Annotated in this window: 17 protein-coding genes and 1 tRNA gene; 8 read left to right on the top strand and 10 right to left on the bottom strand. The window is 61.8% G+C overall.

All coding sequences use genetic code 11. The annotated features are described in order from the left end of the window. Nucleotides 1-67: 67 nt before the first annotated feature. The 5 genes from ACT6VE_RS03280 to ACT6VE_RS03260 all read right to left on the bottom strand — a co-directional run bounded on the left by ACT6VE_RS03280 (nt 68) and on the right by ACT6VE_RS03260 (nt 5,677). Nucleotides 68-2,554, bottom strand: coding sequence for a mechanosensitive ion channel domain-containing protein (locus ACT6VE_RS03280; RefSeq protein ID WP_444797448.1), 2,487 nt, complete (start codon nt 2,552-2,554; stop codon nt 68-70). A gap of 110 nt (nt 2,555-2,664) precedes the next feature. Continuing rightward, nucleotides 2,665-3,222: a DUF924 family protein gene (locus tag ACT6VE_RS03275; RefSeq protein ID WP_444797174.1), complete on the bottom strand. Its 558-nt coding sequence runs from the start codon at nt 3,220-3,222 to the stop codon at nt 2,665-2,667. A gap of 142 nt (nt 3,223-3,364) precedes the next feature. After that, a tRNA-Lys gene (locus ACT6VE_RS03270) sits at nt 3,365-3,440 on the bottom strand. 119 nt (nt 3,441-3,559) lie between these two features. After that, a complete protein-coding gene (locus ACT6VE_RS03265) occupies nt 3,560-4,477 on the bottom strand; it encodes a PhzF family phenazine biosynthesis protein (RefSeq protein WP_444797173.1) in 918 nt (305 codons plus the stop codon). A 93-nt stretch (nt 4,478-4,570) separates the two neighbouring features. Then, nucleotides 4,571-5,677, bottom strand: a complete 1,107-nt coding sequence (locus tag ACT6VE_RS03260) for an endonuclease/exonuclease/phosphatase family protein (protein WP_444797172.1) — start codon at nt 5,675-5,677, stop codon at nt 4,571-4,573. Between the two features lie 158 nt (nt 5,678-5,835). Here ACT6VE_RS03260 and ACT6VE_RS03255 point away from each other — a divergent pair, with 158 nt between their 5' ends. Next, entirely contained in the window at nt 5,836-7,449 is a 1,614-nt protein-coding gene (locus ACT6VE_RS03255; protein WP_444797171.1) for a hypothetical protein, read from the top strand. Between the two features lies 1 nt (nt 7,450). Here ACT6VE_RS03255 and ACT6VE_RS03250 read toward each other — a convergent pair whose 3' ends face one another. After that, nucleotides 7,451-7,867 (bottom strand): Lrp/AsnC family transcriptional regulator, encoded by a 417-nt coding sequence (locus tag ACT6VE_RS03250; protein ID WP_444797170.1) that lies wholly within the window; start codon nt 7,865-7,867, stop codon nt 7,451-7,453. A gap of 139 nt (nt 7,868-8,006) precedes the next feature. Between ACT6VE_RS03250 and ACT6VE_RS03245 the strand changes: the two genes are divergently transcribed. Beyond that, the gene (locus ACT6VE_RS03245) at nt 8,007-9,650 is read left to right on the top strand and encodes a M20/M25/M40 family metallo-hydrolase (protein ID WP_444797169.1); all 1,644 of its coding nucleotides are present in this window, start codon (nt 8,007-8,009) and stop codon (nt 9,648-9,650) included. A gap of 158 nt (nt 9,651-9,808) precedes the next feature. On the opposite strand, the gene ACT6VE_RS03240 is transcribed toward ACT6VE_RS03245, so the two are convergent. The 3 genes from ACT6VE_RS03240 to ACT6VE_RS03230 form a co-directional block, all read right to left on the bottom strand. Beyond that, on the bottom strand, nt 9,809-11,032 hold the full coding sequence (locus ACT6VE_RS03240) for an aminotransferase-like domain-containing protein (protein ID WP_444797168.1): 1,224 nt from the start codon (nt 11,030-11,032) through the stop codon (nt 9,809-9,811). A gap of 467 nt (nt 11,033-11,499) precedes the next feature. Then, nucleotides 11,500-12,519 carry a ketol-acid reductoisomerase gene (gene ilvC / locus ACT6VE_RS03235; protein ID WP_444797167.1) on the bottom strand — a complete coding sequence of 340 codons (1,020 nt, stop codon included), beginning with the start codon at nt 12,517-12,519 and terminating at the stop codon, nt 11,500-11,502. A gap of 57 nt (nt 12,520-12,576) precedes the next feature. Then, a complete protein-coding gene (locus ACT6VE_RS03230) occupies nt 12,577-13,221 on the bottom strand; it encodes a TetR/AcrR family transcriptional regulator C-terminal domain-containing protein (RefSeq protein WP_444797166.1) in 645 nt (214 codons plus the stop codon). Between the two features lie 402 nt (nt 13,222-13,623). Here ACT6VE_RS03230 and ACT6VE_RS03225 point away from each other — a divergent pair, with 402 nt between their 5' ends. From ACT6VE_RS03225 to ACT6VE_RS03205, 5 genes are all read left to right on the top strand, one after another. After that, the gene (locus tag ACT6VE_RS03225; protein WP_444797165.1) at nt 13,624-14,004 is read left to right on the top strand and encodes a hypothetical protein; all 381 of its coding nucleotides are present in this window, start codon (nt 13,624-13,626) and stop codon (nt 14,002-14,004) included. Between the two features lie 136 nt (nt 14,005-14,140). Next, nucleotides 14,141-14,443, top strand: coding sequence for a hypothetical protein (locus ACT6VE_RS03220; protein WP_444797164.1), 303 nt, complete (start codon nt 14,141-14,143; stop codon nt 14,441-14,443). A gap of 139 nt (nt 14,444-14,582) precedes the next feature. Further along, complete coding sequence (locus tag ACT6VE_RS03215; RefSeq protein ID WP_444797163.1) at nt 14,583-14,879, top strand: hypothetical protein; 297 nt, start codon at nt 14,583-14,585, stop codon at nt 14,877-14,879. Nucleotides 14,880-14,889: 10 nt separating this feature from the next. Then, nucleotides 14,890-15,246 carry a DUF4087 domain-containing protein gene (locus ACT6VE_RS03210; RefSeq protein WP_444797162.1) on the top strand — a complete coding sequence of 119 codons (357 nt, stop codon included), beginning with the start codon at nt 14,890-14,892 and terminating at the stop codon, nt 15,244-15,246. 198 nt (nt 15,247-15,444) lie between these two features. After that, nucleotides 15,445-15,654 (top strand): cold-shock protein, encoded by a 210-nt coding sequence (locus tag ACT6VE_RS03205; RefSeq protein ID WP_444797161.1) that lies wholly within the window; start codon nt 15,445-15,447, stop codon nt 15,652-15,654. A 76-nt stretch (nt 15,655-15,730) separates the two neighbouring features. Here the strand turns inward: ACT6VE_RS03205 and ACT6VE_RS03200 are convergent, their stop codons facing one another. Continuing rightward, complete coding sequence (locus tag ACT6VE_RS03200; protein ID WP_444797160.1) at nt 15,731-16,195, bottom strand: Lrp/AsnC family transcriptional regulator; 465 nt, start codon at nt 16,193-16,195, stop codon at nt 15,731-15,733. A gap of 169 nt (nt 16,196-16,364) precedes the next feature. On the opposite strand from ACT6VE_RS03200, the gene ACT6VE_RS03195 reads away from it, so the two are divergent. Further along, a complete protein-coding gene (locus ACT6VE_RS03195) occupies nt 16,365-17,078 on the top strand; it encodes an aspartate/glutamate racemase family protein (protein WP_444797159.1) in 714 nt (237 codons plus the stop codon). Nucleotides 17,079-17,121: the final 43 nt, after the last annotated feature.

Genomic DNA, 17,121 nt, shown 5'->3' with positions numbered 1-17,121 from the left:
GATTTGCATCACGTTTTATGTGGGGACGGCTGAATGCAGCGTGAATGCGGCGTTCATGTGCCGGAAGTCAGGCAGAGGGCTCGGCGTCCGGATCCTCGTTCGCCAGCTTGCGGCGCCGGCCGGTGGCGGGCGCGCGCAGTTTCTCCGCCGCCTGGTCGAGGAGAGCCGTAATAAGCTCAGCACCCTCCGGCGATATTTTGATCGGCACTTCCGCCGCCGCTGGTCCGCTAAGGGGGATTTCCTCTGCGCGGAACCGCTCCAGAATGGCTGCGCGCAGTTCCGATTTCACACTGGTGCCGTTGAGGATGTCCGCGAGGAAGGCACGAACCTCAAAGTCCAGCGTGCTCGATGAAAACGCCTGGAAGACCACCACGGGTTCCGGATTGCGCAGAAGCCCCTGCTGTGCCCGAACAACCTCCGTCAGAATGTCCTGCACGCGGCGCGGATCATTGCCGGCGTGAACGCTGAGCGCCACTTCGATGCGGCCGAGCTTGTTGCGATGCGTCCAGTTGCCGACCTGGCCGTTGATCAGCACGGAGTTTGGCACGATCACGGTCTGGCGCTGGAACGTCTCGATCTCCGTTGCGCGCACGGATATGCGGCGCACGAAGCCCTCGGTCGTACCAGCCACCACCCAGTCGCCCACCTTGAACGGGCGCTCGGCGAGCAGGATGAGGCCGGAGACGAAGTTCGACACGATGTTCTGCAGGCCGAAACCGATACCGAGCGAGAGGGCACCGGCGACGACCGCAAGGCTGGAAAGATTGATGCCGGCCGCCGACAGGCCGATAAGGCCCGCGAGCGCCACGCCCGCATAGCTGACCGCCGTGCGCACGGAGTTGCGCACACCGACATCCACCTGGCTGCGGGCGAGCACATTACCGTCCACCCACTTCTGAAACCAGCGCGTGACGACAAGGCCGACGACAAAGAGCAGTATGCCGACCAGGATGCCGATCAGGGAGATGGTGATGCTGCCGATGCGGATTTCCGTGAAGAAGCGATAGGTCCAGGATTCGATGTCGGCGACCTGGAAGCCCCATTGCAGCAGGATCAGCGGAATGAACAGCACGAAGACCAGCAGATAAATGCTGAGCCCCGCTGCAAGCCCCACCTGATCGAGCGCGACCTGGCCGAGCCCGAAGCGCTCCTCGAGCCGCTTGCCCACCGCCGTCTCGGCAAAGGCACTTGGGGCCGAAACGGCGCGCCCGGAAAGGAAGCCGATATACATCGTTACGATCACCGCGCCCGTCACGATGATCTGCGTTGCGATAAACCGCGCCATGCCGACATAGCCTAGCAAGGGCGCGAAGATGAGAACGAGACCCGTCAGGATCAGAAGGACGAAAATCGACCGTGGCCAGGGTCGACCCTGTGAATCCGGCGCTTCCCCCTTCGACAATACCGGCTTGATGAAGGCCGTGACGAGGAGCAGCGCGCCGATGATGAGCGAAGCAAAGAAGCTCTTCACGACGGTCAGCACCACCGGCGAGCCGAGGACTTCGCTGATCGTGCCGAGGAAGTAATCGGCACCGTTGACGATCGCCATGCTGCAGATCAGCAGCCACAGAAGCTGCGCGCCACGATCGGAAACCCGCACCAGACGCCAATGACCATCCCTGGGCGAAAGCACAGCATTGGCAAGCTGCGCCATGAAATAGACAGCGACGACCACACCGAGCCCGATCGAAATGATCGGCGCGATGTCGGTGCGCAATACCTTGAACGCGTCCAGGAAGAAGTAACTGGCCCCCGCAAAGGCGGCCGCAGCCATAGTCGGCAGGACCGTCGACCAGAAGGCGACGGACAGGCGTGTAATATAGTGCGGCTTATCTTGCCGCACCCCGCGGGTGATGAGCGGCGCAAACAGCCGATAGCTGCCGGAGAGCAGGACGAGTGCGGCCAGCAGCGACAGCGCGACAGCGCCAAAAAGCTGCATCCGCTTGAACTTCCAGACGAACTGCATCCACGCCGTCACGGTGCGGCCGAATGTCTGCGTTTCCTCGGCAATCGCGCCGGAGGCCTCCGTGAACAGGTCCGCGTTCACGTCGGTACGTTTGAGGATCGCCTCGCTGAACAGCTGCCGGCGCATTTCCGTAATGCGGTTGGAAAGCTTCGTGGCTTCGATCGAAAGATTTTCCGCCTCGCCCGTCAGCGCATTGATTTCGTTGCGTTCAGCGGCAAGCTTCTTGCGCTCCTCGACGACGACGTCGGCTTCCGCCGGAGCCCCCGCGCCCGGCGGATCGCCGAGTTCAGCCTGGCGGGCCTTGATCGCCTCCAGCCGGGGACGTGTCGCGACTGACATTGCGAGAATAGACCGGTTGAGCGCTTCCGCCTCGACCTTGAGTTCGACGAGGTGCGCATCGTCGTCCTTGTACCGCTCGACCCGCTCGCGAATGGCGTTGAGCTGCCCGCCCGCGCGGTCGAGATCGGCACTCGCCTGCTGGAGCTGCGTCGCCGTCGTATCGGCAGCAGGCGCCGCCGCGGTCTGCGCGGCGACGGGCGCTACGGTAAACGAGAGAACCGTCAGCAGGACGAAGAGAAGGCGGGAAATTGGCAAAAGGCCATCCTCGTTGGACAGAAACAGACGACGCAGCGAAACCATGCGATTCCGCACCCTTCTAGCCATGATTGCGGCCAATTTAAACCATGCCGCCTGCGCGGCTAGAATCCTGCGCCCGGTTTGGCGAGATAGGCTTCTTCTTCCGGTGTCGAAACACGACCCAGATACGCGTTACGATGCGGGAAGCGGCCGTATTGGGCAATCACCTCGTGGTGGCGCAGCGCATAGCCGAGATACATCTCGTCGCCATGCGCCTTGAAAAGCTCGACGGAGAGTTCCTGATCGGCAAGCGTCTCCGAGTGCTCGAACGGCATATAGAAGAAATGCCGGCGGTCATAGCCCACAAGCCTGTCCGCACCCGCCTCCAGCGCCAGCCGCGCCTCGCGCCGGGCGATCCAGTCCGTCGCAAACGCCATGGGCGACGCGCGGTACATGTTGCGGGGAAACTGGTCGAGCACGATAATGGCCGCCAGCCGCGCCTCGGGGCCTGCGCGCCAAGGCGCCGTCACGTAGCGCGAAAGCGCCAGGTGCGTTGCGGCAAATCGTTCGGTGACGTGTGCATCAAGATCGGGCGCCGATTGCCACCAATCATTCGCCGTCAGCGTCTCGCACCAATAGGCAACCACCTCGTCCGGCGTTTCGACCGCATTGTCGTTCATGTGGATCGCTCCTTGTGCACCAGTGGCAATATGGAAGCGCGCAAGCCCATGACAAGAGGCCAAAAGCATCGAGGCCGGCAACGCACCAGCGCTGCCCCGGCCGGGAGCAAATCTTTGTTTAATCAGCGGAATAGGAAAGTTTTGGTGGGTGATCACGGGCTCGAACCGTGGACCCGCTGATTAAGAGTCAGCTGCTCTACCAACTGAGCTAATCACCCACACACAACCGTTTCAGCGGTATGAAGGGGCGTATAAAGGCCTTCGCAGACCTTGTCCATACCGCACCCGGAAAAAAATGCGCAGACGCATGATTTTCTTTTGCAGCGCAAAACAAGTGTCACAAATCCAGCATTCCGGAGGCGATGCGCACGGCCTCGCCGCCGATGCGCGCGCTGGTGATCGCGCCCCCGGACACATCGAGATGCAGATGAATATGAGACGGGCGGCCCATTTCGACACCCTGTTCAATGAGATACGGATGGTGGCCATCCACCAGCTTGTCGAAAAAATGGATGGCACCCGAAAGGGCGGCAACCGCAGCACCCGTCGCCGGGTCTTCGACTATGCCCATGTCGGGCGCGAACATGCGGGTGTGGAAACGGGCATTGTGGTTCACGCCGCCGCGGCAATAGAGATAGGCAGAGGCAAGCCGCCCCTCGGCAAAGGGTGCGCAGCGCTCCCAGAGTGTCGGATCGAACTCCACGGCGATTGCGGCCGCAAGGTCATGCACCGGGACCATCACGAAAGCGACGCCGGCGCTCCACAGCGAAGGCACGTGGTTCTCGAAACCGATCTGGCCCGGCTTCAGGCTGAAGGCATCGGCGAGCGCTTGCCTGTCGAAGGCTCCATCGAGGCGGGTGGACTTCCGCGGCACGTCGAATTCAGCAAAGGCCGCTTCGCGGTCGCCAAGCCTCACGGCACAGCGCACCGGACCGACATTTTCCTCCAACACGCTCACCAGGTCGCGCGGCCCTGCCCTGTCGCTCTCCGCCGCTTCGGCGATAGCGATCGCCGCGCCCACTGTCGGATGGCCGGCAAAGGGCAATTCGCGGCAAGGCGTGAAGATGCGCAGGCGGGCGCTGTGTGCGCGGTTCTCCGGCGTCTTCACGAAAACGGTTTCGGAGAGATTGAACTCGCCGGCAATGCGCTGCATCGCGCTATCGTCGAGATCGTCGGCATCGAAGACGACGGCCAGCGGATTGCCGGCAAGCCGCGTGTCGGTGAAGACGTCGTAGATGGCGTAGCGACGGGACAAGGCATTCTCCGTATTCCGTTTTGCCGCGCGGGCATTTTTCTAAACGTGCCCGAGCCCTCCTCCGTGGGCAAGTAGAAATGACACGCTGAAAGCCTAGAGATCGAGCGTCATGACCACCGGGCAGTGGTCGGACGCCTTCGGCCGGTCCCAGCCGACACGCGGATAGCGGTCCACCTCCTGCCCCGGTGGAAAGATCGTGCGGAAGGGTTGGCCGGCGCGAATGATTTCGGGAACGTGCTGCGCATTGTGTTCGGCCAGCGACGGCGACAGCCAGATATAGTCGAGCTGGCAAAGATGGCGCTCCTCCGGCCCGCGGCTGTGATAGAGCGTCCAGCGATCCTCGACCGGCCGGCGCAGCACGGGATTGATCGCGAACCCATCGGCGCTGAAGACATCGAGCGCGCTGCCCGCCTCGTCCTTCGGCACGAAACGGTAGCCGGTGCGCCGGTCGCCTTCGACCGCCAGCTTCGCCTGATAGTCGTTCATATCGCCACAGATCGCGAAAGCCTTGTCCGCCGTCTTTCCAACGCCAAACCGGTTCTCGATGATCCGCCGCACCGCGCGGGCTTCCGCCATGCGCACCGGCATGGTGGACTGGCGGCCATCCATGCCCTCCCGTCCCGGCCCCATCGATTTGAAATGCACGACATAAAGCGTCAGAGGCCGGCCGCCGATGCGCAGGTCCATCTCCAGGCAATCGCGTTTGAAAATCCTGTCGTCCGGCTTGAGCCCCTGCCCCAGGTCCGGTGTGTAGAGATCAAGGTCGCGATAGGTGACGGCGGCATGGCTGCGGATATCGACACATTCGATTCGCTGGCCGTCGCGCGTCTCCTCGCGCATCAGCACCGAGACGTCGATGCCGCGGCTGTCATTGCCTTCGATCAGGTATTTCTGGCGATAGCCGTTGCCGACCATGCGGAAGAGATAGCCGTATTCGAAGGCCTGCAGCGCCGCCATGTTGTCGGTTTCCTGCAGGCAGAGGATGTCTGCATCCGCATCCGCAATGGCGAGCGCCGAATGCTGGCGTGCATCGTCGGTATAGGCGATGGCGCGCGCCTCCTCCAGCCGCTGGTATTCCGCCTCGCTGCGGATATCGAACAGGCGAAGCACACGATCCTGGCGAACCTGGTTGCGGAAACCCGTGAAATCGAAACGGGTCATGAGGTTTTCGATGTTGAATGTGGCGAGGCGTAGCGACATGAGGTCCTTCCGGGTATGCTGGCCGAAGTGTAACCGGCTGCCCGGCAATGGAAAGCGCCTTTTCGCGGTGACACCCGCCCTGCCGGAATAAACCGACTTGCAACGCCGTTACCCAGCACGGATGATGCGCATTCCGGTGGCAGACGGAGGCAACGCTCATGGAACGTCTATCCAGCACGGTACGGGTACTGCTGGCGGCCTGGCTGGCCCTTCTTCTCCTCGCCGTGCCCGCCCGCGCTGCCGAGAGCTATATCACCGTGCCGGGCGAAGCCGCCCGGGCGGTCGGGCGCATTGTCGAAAAACTCGGCCGGGCGCCGCAACTGCACACGATTCGAATCACCGACAAGGCGGTCACGGTGCTGCTCGGCGGGTCGCGGCCGGGCGACGTGGAGGAATGGCAGGTCCGGCAGGCGTCTCGCCTCATCTTCTTCGAAACCGAGGTCGTGGCCGGCCCCGCCGCACGCCCGGCACCGGCCATGGTGGACGACGTTGCCAGCGGTCTGTTCTCTCTCGACGCGATCACACTTGGCAAGACCGATGATGTTGCAAGCCGCGCGGTGGCCTATGCCAAGCTGGAGGGGGGCGGGACCGTTCAGTCGATCGAAATCGCCAGGCGCGTAAGCCTGCTGCCGACGGCGTCCTACGGCGATATCCGCTGGTCGATCTATGTCGCCTCACCGCGGGAAAGTGCCACGGTCTATGCGGATGCGCAGGGCACGATCATCGGCGGCGACCTATCCAATACCGCGCGCGCCCGGACCATGCATTTCATCAACGACGAGGATTGGCCAAAGGAAGCGGCGATCGAAAGCCTGATCGGCGTCATCAGCGGCAAGCCGATCATTCGGGACATCACGATCTACCCGAAGTCGGTGCAGGTGAAGGCCGACCATCCGTCGCTCAAGGAGACCACCGTCGGCTACTCGTGGGACATATCCGGCGTGACGCGCTCGCCGATCGCCTCGCCCATGTTCCCCGGCACGGCGGCGGAGCCGGGCTTTTCGCTTGCCGATGTCGATCTCTGGCAATTGGGGAAAATCCGGGATGCCGCGAAAAAGGCCTGGGGCAACGACAAGTCGACGATGAACTACATGATGCTTCGGCTTTTCTCCGGCGGCCCCGGCAAACCGGAGCTGCGCTGGACCGTCCACTTCACCGACTGGACGCAATCCGGGGAGATAGCGTTGTTTTCCAACAGCGGAACCATCGAGCTGACGACCGACGGCACGGTGCGCGCCGCCAATCTACCGGCTGCACGCCAGCCGAGGCGCAACTGGCTCGATCCGAAGACGACGCACGACACGCTCGCCGTGATCAACGAGCAATTCGGCAAGAACGCGCGTTTCGCCGAACTCAGCATCAGCCACGATTCGATGCAGATCCTCGCCGAAGTGCCGGATGCACCCGGCAAGATGCGCAGCTACACCGCCAACGACCGCGGCATCACCGCCATGACGATGATGATGCCCTGGGATTCTGAGTTCCGCCCGGAGCGGCTCTACCGGATGAGCGATCTCGCCTTCTTCTCCGCCGAAAAACTCAACGAACTGACCGCGCGGACATTTTCCCGACTGCAGGTCGGTTCGGAGATGGCGTTGTCGCGCTACACCTTCTCGGTCGGCCAGTTGATGACCCCGGACGGCAGCTTCATGGTGCCCTCGCCGGATGGCAAGGTGACGCTGGAAATTCGTCTAGAAAGCCCGGACGGCTGGAAGGGCGGCCGCGTTACCTATTCCTCGACGGGCGAGGAAATAGATATCGTGATGCCATAATCTACAGCGTCGTCAGAAGCAGGCTGGTTTCGGATTTCGACACCCCATCCATGGCACGAATTCCGCGCAACACTCGCTCGAACTCGACAAGGTTGTCCGTCTGAATTTCGGCGATGAGATCCCAGGCGCCGTTCGTCGTGTGCAGCGCGCGGATTTCGGGAATGCCGCGCAGGGCCTTTATGGCGGAGAGCGTCTTCTGGCCGGTGATCTCTATCATCATGACGGCGCGAACGGCATGCGGATCGTCTGCCGCCGTCACCCGCACGGTAAAACCGGCAATGACGCCATCGCGCGTCAGCCGCTCGATGCGGTTCTGCACCGTGCCGCGCGAGACATTTAGTTCAGCGGCCAGCGCAGAGAGCGAGGCACGGCCATCCTTGCGAAGGAAAGCGAGAAGTTTCCGGTCGATCGTGTCCATGCTACCGAAATGCCAGTTTAAGATGACGAAACGGCAATCCACGTAGCAATTTTCTCAAAATATTGCCATTTCGCTTGCCGGCCTCCTTGGCTAGCTTATGCACCTTCTCGACGCAACCGCTTCCGACAGGCCGATCCCCATGACCGACGAAACCACGCTCCACGCCGCAGCCTCACGCGCCAAAGACCTCTCGCTGATGATGACCCGCTGGCCGAGCGTGACCGGTTCACCGGACGAGGCCGGTTTCTCCGAAAAGCTGCGGGCGCATCTCGCCGAAACACCCTATTTCCAGCGCCATCCCCAGCAGCTTATTACCGTGGACAGCCACGGCGAGCCGATGACGCAGAACGTCGTGGCCCTGGTGCGCGGTAGCGGGCGACGCACGGTGGTGCTGGCCGGCCATTTCGATACCGTTTCCATTGCCAATTACGGCACGCTTGCGCCGCTCGCCTGCGATCCCGAGCCGTTGACGGAAGCCCTTCTCAAGGAACTCCGAAGCCGCCCGCTGAACGGCGCGGAAGCGAAGGCACTCAAGGATTTCGAGAGTGGCGATTTCATCGCCGGGCGCGGCCTGCTCGACATGAAGAGCGGCCTTGCCGCCGGCATCGCGGCGCTGGAGCGTTTCGCCGGACTGGAGGCGCCGGAGGGCAATATCCTGTTCGTCGCGACACCCGACGAGGAAAACCGCTCACGCGGCATGCGCAGTCTGCGCAATGCATTGCCGGAGATCGCCCGCAGCTTCGACCTCGACATCGTCGCCGGCATCAACCTCGATGCATCGAGCTGCGAGCGCGATGGCGAAGAAGGCCGCGCAGTCTATCTGGGTTCGATCGGCAAGTTCGCCCCCTTCGCCTTCGTCATCGGCCGCCCGACCCATGCCGGCTATCCGTTCAATGGCACGAGCGCCCACCGTATCAGCGCCGAAATCATCCGCGCCATGGACACCATGCCGGAACTCAGCGACGAGGCCTTTGGCGAGCGCTCCCCGCCGCCGGTATGCCTGGAAGCGCGCGACATCCGCGACGGCTACGACGTGACGACGCCCGATCGCGTCTGGCTCTCCTTCAACTGGCTGACACACCGCCGCAGCGCCGCCGACATTTTTGGTGACTTCCGCACGCTGGTGACCGGCGCGCTGAACACTGCACTCGAAACGCAGGACGCGCACCAGGCCCGCTACCGGGGTCGTCCGGCAGCAAGGACGGAAGGCAGCGTGTTGACCTATGCCGAACTTCTGGAGCGGCTGAAAGCGCGAGGCGGCGAAGCGCTCGATCGTCTCTCGGCGCTCGACCGGTCCCTCTCCGGCGGCACCGATCCCTTGAAGGTGAGCCGCGAGATCGTCGCGGCCGCAGCGACGGAAGCGGGCATCGAAGGCCCAGCCGTCATCATCGGCTTCGGCAGCCTGCATTATCCGCTGGTGCATCTGGAACGCGCCGGCGAAACGGGGCGCATGATGCGCGACCGGCTTCAGGCGGTAATGGAGGACGCCGCAACGTGGCATGGCACGTCGATCAAGTTCAAGCAGATCTTTGCCGGCATTTCCGACATGAGCTTCTTCGGCCACCGTCCGGATGCCGGCGAAACCGGCCTTCTCGCCGCCAACACGCCCTCAGCGGCCTTCACCGACGACGCAGGGCAAGGATTGTTCTCCTTCCCGACGGTCAATATCGGCCCGTGGGGGCGTGACTATCACCAGAAATGGGAGCGCGTACACGCGCCTTATACGTTTGAAGTCCTGCCGGATCTGGTGTTCGAGTCGGCGATGGCCTGCCTCTCACACTAAGGGCTTGCCGCTCATCCGGCCTGCCGGCCAGCTTTTCCGCAAGCGGGGCGAAGGCGACAGGCCGCTCCGTTTCCTGGTATCTCAGCCATTTCGCTGGGCAAGTCTCTCTCCCTGCTTACAGGGAGAGAGAGGATTAAGCGCACTAGCCGCCCGTCAGATCAGGCAGCAAGGCGCTCGTTGGAGAGCAACCGGCCGAGGCGGGAGATGCCCTCCTCGATCGTTGTCGCGTCGGCGCAGGAGAAGCTGAGGCGCAGCGTGTTGGCGCCGCTGCCATCGGCGTGAAAAGCCTGGCCGGGCACGAAGGCGACCTTTTCCGTCTCGATGGAGCGGGCAAGCAGCGTCGCACCGTCCATGCCGGCCGGCAGCGTGACCCAGACGAACATGCCGCCCTCCGGCTTCGTCCAGCTAACGCCGTCCGGCATGTACTTCTGGAGCGCCGCCAGCATGGCGTTGCGGCGGGCGCTGTAGGCGGCGCGGATCTTTGCGACCTGCGCCTCGAAGCCGCGTTCGGCAACGTGGGCGATGACCATCTGGTTGATGGTCGAGGAATGCAGGTCCGCCGCCTGCTTCATCAGTACGAGCTTGCGGATGACGGGGGCTGCCGCGACGATATAGCCGACGCGCAGGCCCGGTGCGAGCGTCTTGGAGAAGCTGCCGCAATAGATGGTCCGTGCGGCGTCGATACTGCCCTTCTCGGCGATTTCCAGTGCCAGGATCGGCGGCACGGCCTCGCCGTCATAGCGCAGGGACTGATAGGCGGCATCCTCGATGATCGGGATATCCAGCTCCTCCGCCAGTTCAAGCAGCTTTTCGCGGCCGGCGCGATCAACCGTTTCACCGGTCGGGTTGGCGAAATCGGCAGAGAGATAGGCGAACTTGACGCGGCCACCGGCTTCCGTCGCCGTTGCGCGATAGGCGTCCGGCGTGCGGTTGCCGGAAAGGTTCAGCCGGTCATAGGTCGGCTCATAGGCATTGAAGGCCTGGAGCGCGCCGAGATAGGTCGGCCAGGTGACGAGCGCCGTATCCTTCGGCGAGAGGAAGAGCTTGCCGAGATAGTCGAGGCCCTGCTGCGAGCCGGAGACGATGAAGACATTGTCGGCCGAACAGGGAATGTCGAGCTTGGCCATTTCGCCGGCGAGCCATTCGCGCAGCGGCTTGTAGCCCTCGCTGACAGAATATTGCAGACCGGCAGCAGCGCCCTCGCCGGCGAGGATATCGGCATAGGCGGCGGCAAAATCCTCCTTCGGGAACAGCGCCGGATCGGGAATGCCGCCTGCGAACGAGATGATGTCGGGCCGTTCCAGCAGTTTCAGCAATTCACGGATTTCGGACGCCTTCATACGCGACGCACGCGTCGCGAAGGCCTGTTCCCATTTGAACATAGAGGTTTCCTCGGGCTTGTTGTTTGAACGCACCTCATCACGGCGCTGTTTTTATGTCAATAATGCTGACCTAAATATTCGCACCAAGAGAAACAGCGCGCGACCCAAGATTTCGCGCGGCTTTATTCTCGCCGGAGCGGGTGCACTCCGGCGGCCATTTCAGGCAGCACTCACACTCAGGTGGTGCGGTCGCCGTAGAGGCTGAGCAGCACAAGCATGGCGATACTGCCCAGGATTAAAAGATCGAACCAGGCGAAGTATTGGACAATGGTGGTCATTGCACGATCCTCCCGACAACTGAACGAAACACTTGCGTATTTTGTTCTCATTCGGCGCTTCAGGCAAGCTTATTACTTGCTGCACCGCAGTGACGCGGAAGGATGCACTGCATTATTTCAGGTTTTCTGAAATAAAAGGCCGGGCGGAAAACCGCCCGGCCGGCCGCTCTGCACGGAATGCAGAAGCGCTTAGTTGACGGCCTTGTCGACCAGCTTGTTCTTGCCGATCCACGGCATCATGCCACGCAGCTTTGCACCGACTTCTTCGATCTGGTGCGAGTCGTTGTTGCGGCGGATGCCCTTGAAGCGTGCGCCGCCGGCCTTCCATTCCTGCATCCACTCGGAGGTGAACTTGCCGGTTTGGATGTCGGCGAGGACGCGCTTCATTTCAGCCTTGGTCTCGGCAGTGATGATGCGCGGGCCCGTGACGTATTCGCCCCACTCGGCCGTGTTGGAGATCGAGTAGTTCATGTTGGCGATGCCGCCTTCATAGATCAGGTCGACGATCAGCTTCACTTCGTGCAGGCACTCGAAATAGGCCATTTCCGGCGCATAACCGCCTTCGACCAGCGTTTCGAAGCCAGCGCGGATCAACTCGACGAGACCGCCGCACAGAACGACCTGCTCACCGAAGAGGTCGGTTTCGCACTCTTCCCTGAAATTGGTCTCGATGATGCCCGAACGGCCGCCGCCAACGCCACAGGCGTAGGAGAGCGCGAGGTCAAGGGCGTTGCCCGAAGCGTTCTGGTGAACAGCAACGAGGCAGGGAACGCCGCCGCCCTTCTGGTATTCGCCGCGAACCGTGTGGCCCGGGCCCTTCGGCGCGATCATGACGACGTCGAGCGAAGCCTTCGGCTCGATGAGGCCGAAATGCACGTTGAGGCCGTGGGCAAACGCGATGGCAGCGCCGTCGCGGATATTGCCGGCGATGTCGGCCTTGTAGATGTCGGCCTGGAGTTCGTCCGGCGCCGCCATCATCAGGAGGTCGGCCCACTTGGCGGCTTCGGCAACCGTCATGACCTTGAAGCCATCGGCTTCGGCCTTCTTGACCGTCGGCGAACCGGCCTTGAGCGCGATCACGACGCCCTTGGCGCCGGAATCCTTGAGGTTGAGGGCGTGGGCACGGCCCTGCGAGCCATAGCCGACGATGGCGACATTCTTCGCCTTGATGAGGTTGAGATCGGCATCACGATCGTAATAGACGCGCATCGATGGTTCCTTCCCTTGCTGTCTGTTTAACCTGAACCGGCGGTTTGCCCGCCGGTCTTACCCTTTCACGCCGTGAAGCGTCAGGAAGGCATCCACTGCCTTCTCCGCGCGTGGCGAGAATTCCTTTTTCAGCGCTGCGGCATCTTCCCCAAGCAGCATCCGCAGATGCATGTCGGAGACGATCAGGCCGTAGAGCGTGCCGTATGCCTCGTCGGCACTATCGAATGCAAGCAGCTTCGCCTTGCGGCCGGCTTCGAGCAGTGCGGCAGCGCGCTTGCCGATCTGTCGGCGGCCGCGCTCCTGCAACAGGCGACCAAGGCCTGCGCCCTCGCGGCTCGCCTGGCCGATGGCGAGACGGTTCAGCGCCAGCGACACGTCGCCGGAAAGCACGTCGATCAAGTCGCGCGCAAAAGCCAGAAGGTGCTTGCGCAGCGTCTCGGTGGTCAGCGCGCCGGCGGCAACCTCGACCGTGCGCACCTTGCCGGCCTGGTAGGTGATCATCGCCGAAATCAGCCCGTCGCGATCGCCGAACCACTTATAGAGGCTTTCCTTCGAACAGTTCGCCGCGCGCGCCACACCGGCCGTCGTCAGCGCCCGTTCGCCGCCCTCGACGAGCAAGCCGAGCGCACGCTCCAGCACCGCGCCCTGACGTTCTGTCAGTCCGCCTGCTGCGCCTGCCCTGCCTTGCTCCACGATCTGCAAGATGTTCACCTGTTGAATTTGCGTACCGTACCGTACGGTTCGGCAGTTTCTAGCGATGTATGGCTTTCGGGTCAACACCCTTCTTGCAAAGCAGTGAAATCAAGTGATTTGCCCAGTCAGATCTCGACCCGGCAGCCTGCTGCGCCACACAATTATGACCGCAACGCACAACGTTGAAGAAAATTTCTTTCCGCTATCTCGCTGATTTGAAACAGAAGTCGCTTGAAACACGCAAGTCAGCGCGGTCTGAACAAAATTTTTCGCTTCCCAAGACGTTTCCTGTTGTTAAGATTTGTGAGACCTGCGGTGCAGCGGGCCGCTCACATTGCGAACGGCAGCCGGCATCGAGGCCTGAGTACAGGAGTACGAAAGAGAAACGCCCTTACGCCAAGGAGACAGAAAATGTTGAATTTCCTGCCAGACCTTCACGAAGGACATGCTCCCATCACTCTGCAGCAAGCGTTCGGTGATGCCCTGGAAGCTTTTGATGCCTGGGAAGACGAACGCGCCGAACCGATGGTGATTTACGACGACAAGATCGTTCCCATCGGCATCGTCTTCGAAAGCATGCGAGACTGCACCGATCTCCTGCCACGCACCATGGCGGATCTCGTTGCCGATGCGCTTTCCCGCAATCCGGCAGCCGCGGCCGCGCAAATCGCCACCTTCGGTGATGCCGCCCGCCTTGCCACGGCCCTTGTTGAACAACGACGCCTCTACGGCGAATCGGCCATCGCGACCTTCCTTGACCACCACCGTGTGGACAAACGGCGCCCCGCCTGACACTTCATAATAAGAAGGCCCCGGTTTCCGGGGCCTTTTTTGTGCCCTGTTTCCCCGGAGACAGCGGCCCGCCAACTGACATGAGACTCTCCTCCCAAGAGCGAAACAGGCGCTCTGCCAACTCAAGGAGAAGTCCATGCGCAGGTTTGTTCTCGTTTCCATTGCCCTCGCCACGGCCGTCGCTTCCTTCGCCACTCCGTCGCTGGCCCAGAAATCGGGCCGCGGCGACAATGGAGGTGACAGAGGCTCGAACGGTCGCGGCGAGTATTTCCGCACTGTCGAGCGCGAACCGATCACCCATGTCCGCAAGAAGCACAGGGTCATCCTTGCGAATAGCGGCGCCTATTGTTCGACGAACTGGGCCGTGCTCTTCGACAAGAGCGGCCACCGGACGAAGGTCCGCCATTGCGACGATCGCCTGCCGATCGACGTCAGATAGCCTGCCCAGGATCAAGACAAGGCCCGGCCGCTTTGCCGGGCCTTTTACCATTGCGCGAGAATAAGCCGTCGCCCTCAACCGTTCTTTGCTGGTACATTTCCATGTCATCTACGCGCTCCAGCACGGGACATCCGCCGCCATGCTTCGTCTCCTCGCCGCTCTCGTCGTCTCCACCCTGCCCGCGCACGCCAGCGAAGAACCGCCCTATGTCGGCACCTGGGATTGCGAGGTTGCGACCTTCACCTTCACCGCCGACGCATACGATTCCGGTGAAGGACCGATGCCGATCCTCAAGAGCGAGAAGGACGGCGGCGCTTACATCCTGACCTTTGCCGACGACTACCGCATCGGCCTCGCCAACATTACCGACACGGACATGGACTGGGCCTCCGAAACAAGCGGCGACACATTCCACTGCAAGAAAACCGGCATGTGAGGGCAAGACCATGAAAAAACTGCTGGTATGTGCCCTTCTCGCCCTCGCGGCCACGAGCGCCGAAGCTGCCGAAACCCGTTGCGGCTGGCTGCAGAATCCGACGCCCGCCAACTGGTGGCTGGACGACAGCGAAGGTACCTGGACGATCATGACCCAGGGCGGTGACTATGAGCCGGACGGCATCGAGAGCATCCCCGACATCTCCGAAGGTGACTATGTGCGCACCAACGGCAACTACGGTTATGCCTGCGCTTGCATGAAGGTGGACACCGATGCCGACGAGGAACGCATCCTCGCGATCCACTCATTCCGCCAGTTGCCAATCTCTCAGTGCGAGAACGACCCGGCACTCTCTGCCCCTGAATAAAGTCCTTTGATCGCCCTGGGACCCCATCTTGACCGAAGATGACGAACCAATTATTTCTCCCGCATCGAGATTTGAACGTTGACTTCCGTAATTGCAGGCTACGCCTGTGGTTACGAACCTACCCTTCAAATTCGACCTCCCATGGTTGCCGCTGTTGGCAGCCGAAGATTGATTTGACGGCTTAGGAAAGGTTTCGTCATGGCAACTGGTACCGTAAAATGGTTCAACTCCACCAAGGGCTACGGCTTCATTCAGCAGGACAGCGGTGAGCCGGACGTATTCGTCCACGTCTCCGCCGTTCAGCGCGCCGGCCTCACCGGTCTGGACGAAGGTCAGAAGGTCAGCTTCGAGCTGGTCCACGACCGCAAGTCCGGCAAGATGTCGGCCGATCAGCTCGTCGCAGCCTGATCCGCCGCTTTCGGCAAAGAACGAGAAAGGCCGGTTTCGACCGGCCTTTTTTGTGCCTGCTTACGCGGGAATTTTCTTATTCCGCGTGCTCGACCGGCAGGCGTGATCCGCTTTTCAACACCTCCATCGAGATGGACGCGGACACGTCGAAAAGCTCGACCTTGCGCACGATGCGCTTGTAGACCACGTCGTAGTGCTCGACCCTCGGCAGGACGATCTTCAGGATATAGTCATAGTTGCCAGTCAGTCTATGCGCCTCGACGACCTCGGGAATGTCGGCAATGGCGCGCGCAAACAGTTCAATCCAGTCGTCGCTGTGATGCGCCGTCTTGATGAGCGCGAAGACTGTCGTCGGTACGCCCATCTTCTTGCTGTCGAGCAGCGCGACCTTTCCGGCGATGTACCCGCTTTCCTCCAGCCTCTGGATACGTCGCGCGCAGGCAGACAGCGACAGATTCACTTTGTCCGCCAGCGTGGCCACGGGCGCACCCGCGTCCTCCTGGAGCAGCGCCAGCAATTTCCTGTCCCGTTCATCCAGCACGCCGAGATTCCCCTTCCATTCTTGTATACACGCAAGAAAAGCGCGCACATTCGTCGATAGGCAAGAGTAATCCTCTCAACATCGGAAAAATGCTCGAAACTTTGCGAACAATCACCGTCGTTCTTGCGGCATTCTGATTGCCATCGAAACAATCCACGGGGAAACAACCATGAAGACGATTGGCCTTATCGGCGGCATGAGCTTCGAAAGCACGGCGGTCTATTACCGCATGATCAACGAAGCGGTGCGTGCGCGGCTCGGTGGCCTGCATTCGGCGGAGATTCTGGTGCATTCGGTCGATTTCCAGTCCATCGTCGACCTTCAGAAGGCCGGCCGCTGGGATACCGCCGGCGAGCGCCTCGGCGCCGTTGCTGCAGGCCTCGAAAAGAGCGGCGCCGAATGCGTTCTGATCTGCACCAACACCATGCATCTCGTTGCCGACGACGTCCAGGCTGCCGTCAAGGCACCGTTGCTCAACATCATCGACGAGACCGCGCGCGAAATTTTCGCGGCTGGCAAACGCCGGCCCCTCCTCCTCGCCACGCGCTACACGATGGAGCACGGCTTCTACGCCGATCGCATGAAGACGGCCGGCCTCGACGTCATGGTGCCGGATGAAGACGGCCGCACGCTGATCCACGACGTCATCTTCAACGAACTCTGCCAGGGCAAGGTGCTGGAAAGCTCGCGCGAACGCGTTCTCGCCCTTATCGATTCTGCCCGCGCTGACGGTGCCGACTGCGTCATCCTCGGCTGCACGGAAATCTGCCTGCTGCTCGATCCCGATGCACTGTCGTTGCCCGGCTTCGATTCGACCGCCATTCACGCCAAGGCCGCCGTCGATTTCGCCCTCGGCCCGATGGTCGTGAGCGAAGCTGCTTAAAATAGTTGACTCAGTCCAATAAATTGCAATCATGGTGATCGAA

The organism is Shinella sp. (assembly GCF_052438155.1).
GTDB lineage: Bacteria > Pseudomonadota > Alphaproteobacteria > Rhizobiales > Rhizobiaceae > Shinella.
The sequence above is the reverse complement of the archived record's forward strand: the minus strand, read 5'-3'. Positions and strand labels throughout refer to the sequence as shown.

Coding starts and splice junctions, on each gene's coding strand:
- ACT6VE_RS03275 (WP_444797174.1), bottom strand. CDS start 3,222: ATGAACGACAATGCGGTCGAAACGCCGGACGAGGTGGTTGCCTATTGG.
- ACT6VE_RS03260 (WP_444797172.1), bottom strand. CDS start 5,677: ATGTCGCTACGCCTCGCCACATTCAACATCGAAAACCTCATGACCCGT.
- ACT6VE_RS03255 (WP_444797171.1), top strand. CDS start 5,836: ATGGAACGTCTATCCAGCACGGTACGGGTACTGCTGGCGGCCTGGCTG.
- ACT6VE_RS03250 (WP_444797170.1), bottom strand. CDS start 7,867: ATGGACACGATCGACCGGAAACTTCTCGCTTTCCTTCGCAAGGATGGC.
- ACT6VE_RS03245 (WP_444797169.1), top strand. CDS start 8,007: ATGACCGACGAAACCACGCTCCACGCCGCAGCCTCACGCGCCAAAGAC.
- ACT6VE_RS03240 (WP_444797168.1), bottom strand. CDS start 11,032: ATGTTCAAATGGGAACAGGCCTTCGCGACGCGTGCGTCGCGTATGAAG.
- ilvC (WP_444797167.1), bottom strand. CDS start 12,519: ATGCGCGTCTATTACGATCGTGATGCCGATCTCAACCTCATCAAGGCG.
- ACT6VE_RS03225 (WP_444797165.1), top strand. CDS start 13,624: ATGTTGAATTTCCTGCCAGACCTTCACGAAGGACATGCTCCCATCACT.
- ACT6VE_RS03220 (WP_444797164.1), top strand. CDS start 14,141: ATGCGCAGGTTTGTTCTCGTTTCCATTGCCCTCGCCACGGCCGTCGCT.
- ACT6VE_RS03215 (WP_444797163.1), top strand. CDS start 14,583: ATGCTTCGTCTCCTCGCCGCTCTCGTCGTCTCCACCCTGCCCGCGCAC.
- ACT6VE_RS03210 (WP_444797162.1), top strand. CDS start 14,890: ATGAAAAAACTGCTGGTATGTGCCCTTCTCGCCCTCGCGGCCACGAGC.
- ACT6VE_RS03205 (WP_444797161.1), top strand. CDS start 15,445: ATGGCAACTGGTACCGTAAAATGGTTCAACTCCACCAAGGGCTACGGC.
- ACT6VE_RS03195 (WP_444797159.1), top strand. CDS start 16,365: ATGAAGACGATTGGCCTTATCGGCGGCATGAGCTTCGAAAGCACGGCG.